The 13,633-nt window shown below is 46.7% G+C and carries 13 protein-coding genes; all 13 read left to right on the forward strand.

Going from position 1 to position 13,633, the window contains the following annotated elements:
- The first annotated feature begins 12 nt into the window (after positions 1–12).
- Positions 13–954 carry a chemotaxis protein CheV gene (locus tag Nant_RS18200; protein ID WP_054343040.1) on the forward strand — a complete coding sequence of 314 codons (942 nt, stop codon included), beginning with the start codon at positions 13–15 and terminating at the stop codon, positions 952–954.
- 15 nt (positions 955–969) lie between these two features.
- On the forward strand, positions 970–1,818 hold the full coding sequence (locus Nant_RS18205) for a CheR family methyltransferase (RefSeq protein WP_054343041.1): 849 nt from the start codon (positions 970–972) through the stop codon (positions 1,816–1,818).
- Positions 1,819–1,976: 158 nt separating this feature from the next.
- Entirely contained in the window at positions 1,977–2,396 is a 420-nt protein-coding gene (flgB, locus tag Nant_RS18210) for a flagellar basal body rod protein FlgB (protein WP_054343042.1), read from the forward strand.
- Between the two features lie 2 nt (positions 2,397–2,398).
- Positions 2,399–2,833, forward strand: a complete 435-nt coding sequence (gene flgC, locus Nant_RS18215; protein ID WP_054343043.1) for a flagellar basal body rod protein FlgC — start codon at positions 2,399–2,401, stop codon at positions 2,831–2,833.
- Between the two features lie 71 nt (positions 2,834–2,904).
- On the forward strand, positions 2,905–3,582 hold the full coding sequence (locus tag Nant_RS18220) for a flagellar hook assembly protein FlgD (RefSeq protein WP_054343044.1): 678 nt from the start codon (positions 2,905–2,907) through the stop codon (positions 3,580–3,582).
- 15 nt (positions 3,583–3,597) lie between these two features.
- On the forward strand, positions 3,598–5,550 hold the full coding sequence (locus tag Nant_RS18225; RefSeq protein WP_054343045.1) for a flagellar hook protein FlgE: 1,953 nt from the start codon (positions 3,598–3,600) through the stop codon (positions 5,548–5,550).
- Positions 5,551–5,679: 129 nt separating this feature from the next.
- Positions 5,680–6,423 carry a flagellar basal-body rod protein FlgF gene (flgF, locus tag Nant_RS18230; protein WP_054343046.1) on the forward strand — a complete coding sequence of 248 codons (744 nt, stop codon included), beginning with the start codon at positions 5,680–5,682 and terminating at the stop codon, positions 6,421–6,423.
- 52 nt (positions 6,424–6,475) lie between these two features.
- Positions 6,476–7,261 (forward strand): flagellar basal-body rod protein FlgG, encoded by a 786-nt coding sequence (gene flgG, locus Nant_RS18235; RefSeq protein ID WP_054343047.1) that lies wholly within the window; start codon positions 6,476–6,478, stop codon positions 7,259–7,261.
- A gap of 10 nt (positions 7,262–7,271) precedes the next feature.
- On the forward strand, positions 7,272–7,946 hold the full coding sequence (flgH, locus tag Nant_RS18240) for a flagellar basal body L-ring protein FlgH (RefSeq protein ID WP_054343296.1): 675 nt from the start codon (positions 7,272–7,274) through the stop codon (positions 7,944–7,946).
- A 33-nt stretch (positions 7,947–7,979) separates the two neighbouring features.
- Complete coding sequence (locus Nant_RS18245) at positions 7,980–9,083, forward strand: flagellar basal body P-ring protein FlgI (protein WP_054343048.1); 1,104 nt, start codon at positions 7,980–7,982, stop codon at positions 9,081–9,083.
- A gap of 2 nt (positions 9,084–9,085) precedes the next feature.
- Entirely contained in the window at positions 9,086–10,150 is a 1,065-nt protein-coding gene (flgJ, locus tag Nant_RS18250; RefSeq protein ID WP_054343049.1) for a flagellar assembly peptidoglycan hydrolase FlgJ, read from the forward strand.
- 72 nt (positions 10,151–10,222) lie between these two features.
- The gene (gene flgK, locus Nant_RS18255; protein ID WP_054343050.1) at positions 10,223–12,250 is read left to right on the forward strand and encodes a flagellar hook-associated protein FlgK; all 2,028 of its coding nucleotides are present in this window, start codon (positions 10,223–10,225) and stop codon (positions 12,248–12,250) included.
- Positions 12,251–12,264: 14 nt separating this feature from the next.
- Entirely contained in the window at positions 12,265–13,557 is a 1,293-nt protein-coding gene (gene flgL / locus Nant_RS18260; RefSeq protein WP_054343051.1) for a flagellar hook-associated protein FlgL, read from the forward strand.
- Positions 13,558–13,633: the final 76 nt, after the last annotated feature.

The following is a 13,633-nucleotide window of genomic DNA, read 5'->3' on the forward strand; positions in this document are numbered from 1 at the left end:
TTGGTGTAGATCATGTCAGGTATTTTAGATACTGTAAACCTGCGTACCCAGATGGTAGGGCAGAATCGCTTAGAGCTTTTATTGTTTGCGCTTGAAACCGATCAAGTATATGGGATCAACGTTTTTAAGGTGCGCGAAGTGCTGCAATGCCCTTTGCTTACGGAGGTGCCCCGGCAGACAACGTCGGTTAAAGGTATGGCGCATATCAGAGGGGAGACGATTCCCGTATTGGATTTGTCTGAAGCGGTTGGACGTTCAGGTATTCCAAAGAATGAGCATGCGCAATGCTTCCTTATTGTTGCAGAGTACAACACACGTACGCTTGCGTTCTTAGTTCGCAAAGTAGATCGCATTCTGAATACCCATTGGGATCAGATAATGGCGCCTCCTGCAGAAATTGGTGTAGAAAACTATCTGACAGCTGTCTTTGAATATGAAAACAAGCTGATAGAAATTCTTGATGTTGAGCAGATTCTTGCTGATCTATATCCAATGCATACTAACGTCAGTGAAGAAATTGCAACAAAGGAGATGAGGCTCAAAGCGAAACAGCATCACGTGCTTTGTGTTGATGACTCCAGTGTGGCACGTAATCAGATGCAGCGTAGTTTAGAGGATCTCGGGGTCAAAGTGACAACGTGTAATAACGGTAAAATTGCCTGGGACCTGCTCAATAACCTGTCAGAAAAAGGAAATGATGTCACGCAGCTATTTCTGATGGTTATTTCTGATATTGAAATGCCAGAGATGGATGGATACACGCTCGCAGCGATGATCAGAGAGGATGATCGCATGGATAAAATGCATATCATTTTGCATTCTTCATTGAGTGGTGGATTTAATGTGTCGATGGTGAAAAAAGTTGGTGCGGATGGGTTTTTGGCTAAATTTAACCCTGATGACTTGGCCAGCGTGGTTATTGATCGGATTAAAAAAATTGAGCATCTGTCATAGAATGGAATCATTGCTATGAATGAGCGAACAGGAACGTTCAGAATATCACCGGATGAATTTAAATCATTCAGTCTATTTCTGGAAAAAAACTGTGGGATATTGCTGGCAGATCATAAGCAATACCTTGTGCAGAGCCGGTTAGGTAAAATTATGCAAGAGTGCTCTCTTGATAATCTTTCCTGCCTTATAACACAGCTTGAGCGTGCGGGAGGGAATCAGCTTAAAGATAAAGTTATTGATGCCATGACCACTAATGAAACATTGTGGTTCCGTGATACGCATCCATACGACATTCTGAAGAATAAGCTCCTGCCCGAAATTAAAGAAAAGAATCAGCGCAAGAAAGTACGTATTTGGTCGGCGGCATGCTCTACAGGGCAAGAGCCTTATTCAATGAGTATGATCATTGATGAATATAAACGTGCCAATCTAGGATCTTTTTCTGTCGGAGAAGAAATAGTTGCGACGGATATTTCGGCAAGTGTGTTACAGCAAGCACGCGGAGGAGAGTATGAGATGTTGGCCTTGGGGCGCGGACTCGAAAAGGAACGTTTGAGAAAGCATTTTAAAGCGAACGCGAATGGCTCTTGGACGATTAACCCTGATATTAAAGCCAGAGTGCGCTTTCAAAGTCTTAATTTGTTAGGTCAGTACTCAGGATTGGGTCAGTTTGATATTATTTTTTGTCGCAATGTTATGATTTATTTCTCATCCGAGCTCAAAACACAAATATTACGAAAAATGCATAAGCAATTGAATCCTGGTGGTTATTTGTTGTTAGGTGCCTCTGAATCACTTTCAGGCTTATCTGATTGTTACAAAATGATCCATTGCCGCCCTGGCATCATCTATCAGGCAATCTAGTCTCTGACCGGCAAGAAAGCGGCACTCAGTTGCCGCTTTTTTTATGTCTGCTTTTAAGATAAATCTCTCTATACCCACTGCTTCGCTGAATTTGAATATCTGGCACATACCTTGCTAACTCTATACTAGATAGAATACTAAGTTGTATGAGGTGAAGCATGGCGATTAGTTTTGATAAAGCATTAGGAATACATGATGACGCAATCGCGTTGCGCTCTAAGCGTGCCGAAGTGATTGCCAATAATATTGCTAACGCCGATACGCCAGGCTTTCAGGCACGTGATATCGACTTTAAGAGTGTGTTAGAGGGTGTTCAGAGTGGGCAGTCGTCATCGCAGAATCAAGCGCCACTAAAAATGGTGAGCACTAATGCCGCCCATAAAGATAGCGTTATTAATCCTGACTATGCCGCCGAATTAATGTTTCGCACACCCACGCAGCCAGCCGTAGACGGCAACACAGTTGATGTTCAGCAAGAGATGGCCAGATACACAGAAAATGCATTGGGGTATCAAGCATCTTTTGATTTCCTGAATCGTAAATTTAAAGGTTTAACTGACGCGATAAAAGGTAACTAATCATGTCATTGGCAAATATATTTAACATAGCCGGTTCAGCCATGAGTGCCCAGACCATTCGTCTGAACACCACCGCCAGCAACATGGCAAATGCTGACAGCGTAAGTTCCAGTGTTGATCAAACCTACCGTGCGCGTAAGCCGGTATTTGAGTTACAAGCCCCTACGCAGGAACAAATGACAGATATCGGAACAGGCTTGTTACCGGGTCAGGGCGTGAATGTTACAGGCATTGTTGAAAGCCAGGCGCCGTTACGTACCGAATATAATCCAAGCCATCCTCTAGCCGATGAAAAAGGCTACGTACATTACCCGAACGTTAATGTGGTTGAAGAGATGGCAGACATGATTTCAGCATCACGATCATTTCAGATCAATGCGGAAATTATGAATACAGCAAAACAGATGGTACAGCGTGCTCTCACGCTGGGTCAGTAATTCGCTGGCTAAGATTAACCGGGCGACTACTAATTAGTGGCCGCCTATCTTTAAAAAATTGAGGTCACAGTATGGCTGATATCAACGGTGTGAATAGTGCTACATCGCTTTATGAGCAGATAAACAGCAGTAATCAGTCGGCTTCTACCAGCACAACGCAGTCTCAGTCAGACAGCGATATGTTCATGAAGTTGATGATTGCGCAGCTGAAAAATCAGGATCCTACCAGTCCGGCGGATACTGCTGATTTTATGCAACAGATTTCCAGCATGAGTTCAGTAGAGAGTATTAATAACCTTAATACGACCATGACAGACATGAGTAGTGCGCTACTCACAAGTCAGGCGGCCTTGCAGGCTTCCTCTATGGTAGGGCAGACCGCGTTTGTGAAAACGGATAAGGCTTTTCTGTCTGAAAATGGTCAGATAGAAGGTGTGCTGACGTTGCCCTCTAGTTCATCAGACGTGAAGGTCTCTGTTTTTGATGCCGCAGGTTCGTTGGTAGATAGTTGGTCATTAGGCGCGAAAACGGCGGGCGATCATAATTTTTCATGGCAAGGCGGTGATCGACCAGCGGGTTCTTATCGGGTGGTTGTGCAAGGAGTTGATACTGATGGTGATTACGTCACGGCTGAAAGTTACATAGGCCACACAGTCAATAGTGTCACGTTGGGGCAGAACGGTATCGGAATGAAAGCGAATACCGATGCCGGTGTTATCAATGTTAATGATATCAAACAGCTGGGTTAATGAGAGGATAAGATTATGGCTGGATTTAATACAGCAGTTACAGGTATCAAAGCGTCATCAACGATGCTTGATGTGGCAGGTAATAAAATTGCCAACTCAGGCACGGTCGGTTTTAAGGCCTCGCGTACCGAGTTTGGTGATATATATGCAACAGCCGTAGTGGGTGCCGGTTCAAGTAACTTGCCGGGCTCTGGTGTCACGGTGTCTGGTATTTCACAAGATTTCAGCGCAGGTACGGCAGAATTTACCAATAATAATCTGGATTTGGCGATCAATGGTTCCGGTTTTTTCCAGTTGGATGATGGTCAGGGTGGTACTACTTATACTCGCGCTGGAGCTTTCGAGCTGGATAGTGATGGTTTTATTGTTAGCAAAAATGGCAAATATCTCCAGGGTTTTGGCTTGGATGCGCTGGGTAACCAGCTACCCTTACAAGATCTTGCTGTTGATGAGAAAGAAAGCCCGCCCCATGCTACCGAGACGATCGATCTTGCGTTCAATATAGATTCGAAGTTGGATTCGACGTTGTTGTCTGCGGTATATGATAAAAATAACCCCAACTCATTTAGTTATACGACGACAGTAGAAACCTTTGATAGTTTGGGTAATGCGCAGACGGTTAAATATAATTTTGCTGAACAGCGGCCTGTTCGCGAGCAGTATGTTTTTGATGTGGCAGGTTCTGATGTCACCATTTCCGGCCTCGATATTGCTGATGCTTCTAATCTTACGCCAACCGAGGAAGCAGCCTTACAGCTTAAGGATCCGCGTATAGATACAGATTCTATAACATATGACGGTACTGCTGGAACGCTCAGTTTTGAGCTTAAATCAGAGTCCTCTGCCGTTGGTGATGTGCGTGTCAGGGATGGGGGCGGTACGGTTGACCTCTCTGTTGCCAATCTTGATGACGGCGAGCCTCATACACGTACTGCTAATGAAATTCAGTCTTTTCTTTTAAATGTGCCAGCGCCATTAGCAGCTGCTGGGTCTGTTGAAATCGGTGGTGTCGCTATTGCTATGGATGCCGGAATGGATGCAGAAGCGGTAGGTGCGGCGGTTGTTGCAGCCCAGGAAAAGATTATAGAGAAAAACCCTGATGTGCAGGCGGTACAGTATAATAAAACGTCGAAGACGCTTTATATTACGTGGAACGCAGAAGCGGGGCCTGTCGATTCAATATCTAAAGTGGATAGTGGGGGCTTGTTAGTAGCGGATGACCCTCTGGCTGAGCCTTTATCACAAGAGGGTGATAATAGTTTCATGGGTGTGTATCGCATGTATGCTTACCTCAATGATGCGCAACAATTAGATATAGGTAAGCGTGTTGATCCCGGAGAAGTTGGTTTTGATAATGATGCTACCGAAGTCGGTGCGCTGGTTATCAAATTTGATACAACAACGGGTGTCTTGAGTAGTGTTGATGGCGAAGATATTATCACCGGTGCGGCCACGCCAAAAATCACGATCAGAGGTGCGGATCCTGCCAATCCGAACGATATTAAGTTAGATAGCGATACCGATAACCTGGTGGGTGTTCAGCTGGATATAGCGGGTTCGAGTCAGTTTTCTTCCGATTCTATTGTTAAAAAAGCGGCACAGGACGGTTACACCAAAGGTGATCTGATCGGGGTTACTTTTGAAGAAACTGGCGAGATGGTCGCGAGCTTCAGTAACGGTCAGCGTCAGAATTTAGGCTTAGTAGCGATCGCTAACTTTGAGAATCAATCCGGTTTGCAGTCGGCAGGTGACACCGAATGGGTTGCTTCGTTGTCTTCCGGACAGGCAATAGTGAATCCGCCGGGTACCGGTTTGAACGGCACATTAAGGTCTGCCTCATTAGAGCAATCGAATGTTGATTTGTCTGCCGAGTTGGTAAAGTTAATCGAAGCTCAGCGTAACTTCCAGGCAAACTCGAAAACGCTGGAAACGCTGAACACGGTAACGCAGGCGATTCTCCAAATTTAACAGTGCCTTAATAACGCATTATTTTATCCTCTATCAAGAGTCGCTTCGGCGGCTCTTTTTTTTGGCATGTGGTTTGCATTTAAATAGCCATAGACCCGAAAACGGCAATCATTAAAACCGGAAGACGTCATGGATAAAGTTATATTTGTAGCAATGAGTGGTGCCCGCGAAAACATGCTGGCGCAGCAGACGCATGCGAATAATCTGGCCAATGTGAGTACCACCGGTTTTAAGACAGATCTGGCTCAGGCCCGCGCCATGCAGGTCTTTGGCGAGGGGCTTCCTACGCGCGTCTATGCCATGACCGAGAGGGCAGCAACAGATACAACGACAGGCACCTTTATTGAAACGGGTCGCAATTTGGACGTGGCTGTTGATGGTGGCGGCTGGTTAGCTGTAACCGGGATGGATGGTAAAGAAGCATACACTCGTTCAGGAGAACTGCAGGTTAATGCCGCTAATCAGCTAGTGACGGGCAGTGGTTTGCCGGTGATGGGTAATGGAGGAATCCCCATTACGATACCTTCCGCCGAAAAAATTGATATTGGTTCAGACGGCACTATTACTATTCGTCCACTGGGCGAATCAGCAGCCGCACTGGCGGTGGTGGATCAAATTAAAATGGTTCAGCTAGATAATCAGTCTATCTATAAAGGTGTAGACGGTTTGATGCATGTCGACGGTGGATTGCCCCAGCCCGCTGATCTGACGCTCAAAATGCGTTCTGGTTATCTTGAATCGAGTAATGTAAATGCCGTCAACGAACTCACCAGTATTATCAGTTTGTCGCGACAATTTGAAATGAATATAAAAATGATGAAAACCGCAGAAGAAAATTCTACGGCGGCCACTAAAATTCTACAGTTAAGCTAATGCTAGTTAAATGTCTAGTTACGCTGATCGTTAACAAGTTCGGGAGTTAGCAATGCACGGTGCACTATTTGTCGCTAAAACAGGTTTGTCAGCTCAGGACACTCAGCTGAAGGTTATCTCCAACAACTTGGCGAACGTCAGTACGGTAGGCTTCAAAAAAGACCGCGCCGTCTTTGAAGATCTGCTCTATCAGGTTCAGCGCCAGCCCGGAGCCGAGTCAGCACAAGGTACCCAATTGCCCTCCGGTTTGCAGTTAGGTAATGGGGTGCGGATTGTCGGTACACAGAAGCTGTTTCAAACCGGCGAAATGCAAGTGACAGAAGAGCCGTATGATATGGCTATCAACGGACGAGGTTTTTTTCAGGTCACCATGCCGAGTGGTGAAGTTGGTTATACACGCAATGGCCAGTTTCATCTGAATGGCAATAGTGAGCTGGTAACGGTTGAAGGTTATTTGCTTGAACCTGCCATCACAATGCCAGAAGAAATTCAAACCTTTACGGTGGGTGTTGATGGAACCGTGACCGCCGTGGTGGCCGGTAGTCCTGATCCTGTGTCGCTTGGGACGTTAGAAATAGCTGATTTTGTCAATCCGGCGGGTTTGCAAGCGATTGGTCAAAATCTATTTATAGAAACAGCCGCCAGTGGTGCTCCTCAGATTGCCAGTCCTGGCGAAGCCGGTACCGGTATTCTGCGTCAGGGTATGCTGGAAGGCTCGAACGTTAACTCGGTTGAAGAGTTGGTCAACATGATCACCACACAGCGTGCTTATGAAATTAACTCTAAAGTGATCTCTACGGCAGATGAGATGCTGTCGTATGTATCGCAGCAGTTGTAATCAACTTATTATGAAAAGTTATCTATTGTTATTGACTCTATCAGTCTTGTTGGTCGGCTGTGTGAATAAGCCGGTTAAGCCTGATCGCCCCTATTATGCGCCCGTGGCACCGCAGCAGTTGCAGCAGCCAAAACCGGTAGATGGCGCTATTTTTAATGCAGCGACTAATATAGATATATACGGTGATGGGCGTGCGCATCGTGTCGGTGACATCATAACGATAGTGCTTAGCGAAAAAACTCAATCATCAAAAACCGCTAAAACTACAGCGGATAAGACCAGTACCATGTCATTGCCGCAGCCGACTATTCTGGGTAATGCGCTGTCGCTATTTGGCGCACCTTTCAGTGCGTCATCGGATGCGTCAAATAACGCATTTGAAGGCGAAGGTAAGTCGGATATGAGCAATAGTCTCAGTGGTGATATCACAGTAACAGTTCACGAAGTACTCCCGAACGGTGTGCTTTCTGTGCGGGGCGAAAAATGGATGCAGCTGAATCAGGGTGATGAATATATCCAGATTAGCGGTCTGGTTAGACCTCAGGATATCGCGGCCGATAACACTGTGCCGTCAACCAAGTTGGCCGATGCCAGAATTGGCTACAGCGGTACCGGCGGTGTGCAGGATACCAACGTGATGGGCTGGTTGGGCCGGTTCTTTATTAGTCCATTATGGCCATTTTAGTGTGATGTTTACTTTAATAATCAGGGGTGTGATATGAATAGCAAGGTCAATAGGTCGTTAACAATGCTCCTGGTTACGCTGCTTTTTTCCTCGGCGGCCATGGCTGAACGCATTAAAGATATCACCTCGGTTGCAGGTGTACGAAATAACCAGTTGGTCGGTTACGGTTTAGTGGTAGGTCTGGATGGTACGGGAGATAAGGCCAGCTTTACCTCGCAGACCTTTAGAAATATGCTGAATAATTTTGGCGTGGCCATTCCTTCTTCAGTCGACCCCAAATCTAAAAATATTGCGGCTGTGGCGATTCATGCCGAGCTGCCACCGTTTTCGAAACCGGGTCAAACGATTGACCTGACCGTGTCTTCGATAGGTGATTCAAAAAGCCTGCGTGGCGGAAGTTTGCTGTTAGCGCCGCTTAAAGGTGCCGATGGTCAGATCTATGCGATGGGACAGGGTAATCTTATTGTTTCCGGGTTTGGTGTTGAAGGGCGTGATGGTTCGCGTTTATCGTTGAATGTTCCCAGTGTTGGGCGTATCCCCAACGGCGCTACGGTTGAACGTACCGTCCCTAATGCTTTTGCACAAGGCGATAGTTTGACGTTGAACCTGAATCATGCGGACTTCACCACCTCACGTCGGGTGTCCGAAGAGATCAATAGCTTATTGGGGATGAATACGGCTTCTGCTATCGATGCGACCTCGATCCGTGTCCGCGCGCCACGCGATGCCTCGCAGCGTGTGTCCTTTATTTCTGTGCTGGAAAATTTAGAAATCACACCGGCTAAAGAGGTCGCTAAAGTCATTATCAACTCCCGTACGGGCACTATTATTATTGGGCAGGATGTACGGGTGTCGCCCGTGGCTATCACTCATGGTGGCTTGACCGTCGCCATCACTGAAAATCTGGATGTAAATCAGCCCAATGCCTTAGGCGCTGGCGATACCGTGATTACACCGCGTACCGGTATTGAAGTCGACGCAGGCTCAGGGCATATGTTTGAATTTGCGCCCGGCACCTCATTGCAGGAAATTATCGAAGCAGTCAATCAGGTGGGGGCTGCGCCGGGTGATTTAATGGCAATACTGGAAGCGCTAAAGCAAGCGGGTGCGCTTAAAGCCGAATTGATAGTGATCTGATTATGAGTATTAATAACGATTCAGGACATAATTCCCAGTTTTATGCAGACATGGGAAGTTTACAAAAGCTTAAGCAACAGGCAAAAACAGATACGCCCGAAGCGTTAAAAGAAGTTGCCCAGCAGTTTGAGCAGATGTTTCTTGGCATGCTGATGAAAAGCATGCGCGAAGCTAACGCCACTTTTGGTGAGGATAATGTCTTTAGTGGCGGTAATGTGGGTTTTTATCAGGGAATGCTGGATAACCAGCTGACGCAAGAGATATCGCAGGCTCAGGGTATTGGGTTGTCGGATGTGCTGGCGCGGCAGTTAAGCCATCAATTGAATGTTCGTATTGACGATGATGATGATAAAAAAACAGCACCGCTGTCAGATGCAGAGCAGTTGCTTAATCGTGCTTTCGATCAGGGTGCGAGTGCAGCGGCATCATCTGTGTTAGGGCAGCGTCAGGCGAACGCAGCAGGCAAAACAGAATTCCCTCCTTCAATTACACCGATTAGCGAAACCGTTGAGCAATTAGCAGTGGCTGCCATTGCTAAATCTACAACGACTACATCCACAGTAAATATGCCCGATAAGTTTGAGTCGCCAGAAGAATTCGTAGCGACATTGTTGCCATTGGCCGACGAAGTGGCAGCAGAATTGGGGGTAGATCCCAAAGTGCTATTGGCCCAAGCGGCATTGGAAACCGGATGGGGTCAGCATATTATTCGCGATGCTAATGGTAATAGTAGTAATAACCTGTTCAATATTAAAGCCGATAAACGCTGGGATGGCGAGCGGGCGCAAGTGAACACGCTGGAGTACCGTGATGGTTTAGCGCAAAAGGAAAAAGCCTTGTTTCGTTCGTATGATTCATATGAGCAGAGTTTCAGAGATTATGCGGATTTTCTAAAAACCAGTCCGCGTTACCAGCATGCCTTGGATGCCGCCGCTAATCCGCGTCAGTACCTGCAGCAGTTACAGGCCGCTGGGTATGCAACGGATCCGGCCTATGCAGACAAAATCACTACTATTTTTGAAAGCCGGATTTTGGCGATGGGACTAAACACTCCTAAAGAAGGGTAATGTTTAGCCGCTATAGAAGAGATAAATATGAGTTGTTGGCGCAGTTAACGCGGCAATCTCAGGAGAAAGGTTATGTCCAGTTTTAATTTATTAGGGTTAGGCACGCAAGCGCTGAGAGCTAATCAGACAGCGCTGGCGACGGTGGGGCAAAACATATCCAATGTTAATACGCCTGGCTATAGCCGCCAGGTTGCTAATTTTACCACCTTGCAAGATAGCAATGGGGTGAAAATAGATGATATTGATCGCATCACTGATCAGTTTTTAACTCAACAGCTCTGGGCAGATTTAGCTTCTTATAACCAAACATCGACCTATTCTGATTTATCGGGCCAGTTAGATAATCTTTTAGCCACACAATCCACCAGTGTGTCGTCTGCGTTAGATGGTTACTTCAGTGCGTTGCAAAATGTTGTGGATGATCCGGTATCTATTCCCAACCGTGAGCTATTTGTCGCCCAGTCTGATGCATTAGTACAGCGCTTCAACAACTTGGATGCGAGTATCCAGCGCCAGAATGACACGGTTAACGGCACATTAAGTAGCTTGTCCAGCCAGGTTAACTCGCTGTCAACAAATATTGCCGAGCTGAATCAGGATATCAAGCTGCAAGTAGCGGCGAACAATCCTGCTAATGAGCTCAGAGATCAGCGTGATGAGTTAACCAATCAGCTATCATCATTGATAGGTATAACGGTGCTGGAGCAGGGTGCTGACAACTTCAGCATATTCGTGGCGAATGGTGAGCCATTAGTCATGGGCATAACGGCAAATCGACTTGAGACTATGCCCGGCGATCCGGATATTTCGCAGAACAGCCTGGTATTGCGTATCGCGAACAGTACGGCTGATGTGACTACTCTGCTGAGCGGCGGAAAAATAGGCGGCTTGCTGGAATATCGTGAAAACGCGCTCAACGCTGCCCGCGATGAACTAGGGCGCATTGCTATTGGTTTTTCCGAGAGTATGAACACCGCGCATCGTGCTGGCATCGACCTGAATAATAAACTGGGCGGCGATCTGTTTTCCGATGTAAATACCTCATCGCTGCAGTCCGAGCGTATTTCGGCAGCGTTTGGCAATCAATCTGTAGTGTCAACCGCCAGAGTGGAGATTCAGGACGCCACGCAGCTGCAAGCCAGTGATTATGAGCTTTTTTATGCGAGTGCTAATGAAATCACGCTGACACGAAATAGCGATGGTCAGCAGACAAAAATTAATTTGTTAGCACCTGCCGCGACAGAGGATGTGGCTAAAGACGAGTTTTATCTTGATCCGGCTGGCAAAGGCTTAACCTTTGCTATTGATGGTATAAAAGTCTCTATCGAAACCAGCACCAATCTTGCTAAAGGCGACCGGTTTCTTATTCAGCCGGTCAGGCAGGGCGCAGAAAACATCTCGCTTGAGCTTACAGATGGTCGACAATTAGCGCTGGCGTCTCCTGTTCGTGTGACTGCTGATACCGATAATCAGGGGTCAGGCGTCGCGAGCGTCGCAGTGACCAGCCCTAATGACTTAAAAGCATCGCGCTCAAGTGAACTAGAGCCCCCCGTATCGATTGTTTTTAATGCGCCTGATGTGTCGGTAGATCCTGATGCGCCGATGACTTATACGATTTACGATGTGAGTAATGCTTCCTTTCCTACCGTGCTTGATTTGGGTGATGGTCCACTAGAAAATATAGAATATACAGAGGGTGCCGCCGTTAATTTGTCGGGATATGAGATAACTGTTAGTAATCAGCCTGAGCCTGGCGATCGCTTCAGTTTTACCTTTAATCAAGATGGCATCTCCGATAACCGTAATGCGTTAGCCCTATCAGACTTACAAAAGGCATCCACCTTAGATGGCGGGTCGTATCAGGATCTATACGGCAGCCTGGTTGAGAAAGTCGGTACCCGTACAGCGACCTCCAGAATCACCGTGCAAGCGAACAAGGCAGTGCTGGATTCCACGGTGAGTGCCAAAGCCAGTATAGCGGGTGTGAATCTAGATGAAGAAGCGGCCAAGCTAGTGCAGTTTCAACAAGCTTACCAGGCCTCTGCGCAATTGATAAAAGCGTCACAAACATTATTCGATACCTTGCTTAACAGCATTTAAAAGGAGGCTGAGTTATGCGTATCTCAACCCAGCAACAGTATTTTAAATCGATAGATCAGATGCAAAGCGGGCAAGCTAAGCTCGCGGGCCTGCAGGAACAGATCTCAACTGGTAAAAAACTTAATACACCCTCGGATGATCCTGTGGCGGCTGCTCAGGTGCTAAAGCTGGAGCTGGAACTGGCGCAGTATGAAAAGTTTGATGACAACATCAATGTCACCGAGCGACGGCTAGTGCTGGAAGAGACAATTCTGGATGACGTTAATACGGCGACAGACAGAATGCGTGAAATTACGATACAGGCAGGTAACGGCACGCTGAGCGATCTGGACCGTAAAACTATTTCGAATGAGTTGAATCAGCTAACCAGTTATGTGGCAGGCTTAATGAATACCCAAGATTCTCAGGGAGAGTATTTGTTTGCCGGTAGCCAGGGCGGCACCCAGCCGTATGTGTTAGAAAACGGCCGTTATGAATATCAAGGTGATGATGGTCAGCGTCAGATTCAGGTAGGATCGGCACTGTATATGCCGTCCAATGATTCCGGTAAATACCTGTTTGAAGCGGCAGATGATGGATTGAGTGTTCAGCTAACAGGGCAAGGCGTATTTGATTATGAAAGTGGGGTTTCGGCTATCGAACCTTTTGTGCGTAATGCTACTTTTCCCAATGAGGCAGCAGAAGCACAGTTCAGCACGGCGGCGCAAGTAGATGGCTGGGGAGCGCTTACGGTTCGGACAGCAGAAACAGCACCGCTGTCGGGTATTTTTACCTATGAAGTGGTGGATAGCGGAGGTAATGCGGTTAATGATGAATCCGGTAATCCGCTGGCAGGTGGTTTTGTCACGACCCCGCTGAGTATTAACATCCACGGTATGGATCTGGAGATTCATGAGCCCACTGCGGTTAATGTGGGCGATATAGAATTAACCGTTTCTTCTGAAAAGAATAATATCCTAGATGTCGCAATGAATCTGGCAGATATTTTAGCCATGCCCGTTACCACGGGTGAAGAGCGTACGGCACTGAATGAAGCGGTGGCGAAGGGGATCAATCAATTTGCACAAGTGGCCGAACGTAATATCGAAGCAAGAACTACACTAGGTTCACGATTGAGTACGTTGGAGCAGGTCAGTAGCTCTAATCTGGACTTTAAGTTGTCGACTGAGACTGCGATATCACAGTTGGTGGATGCTGACCTATCCTCGGTTATCAGTCAGTTTAAACTGGCAGAAGTGACACTGGAGGCGGCTCAGGCAACCTTTGGCCGCATATCGTCACTCTCACTCTTTAACTATATAAACTAGCTAGCTATATAAACTAGTTGATTGTATAAGCCAGCTGATTACTAAACTCACCCGTTCTGCTCTTATAAAAGGCTTA

It is taken from the genome of Neptunomonas antarctica, assembly GCF_001305295.1.
Classification (GTDB): domain Bacteria; phylum Pseudomonadota; class Gammaproteobacteria; order Pseudomonadales; family Balneatricaceae; genus Neptunomonas; species Neptunomonas antarctica.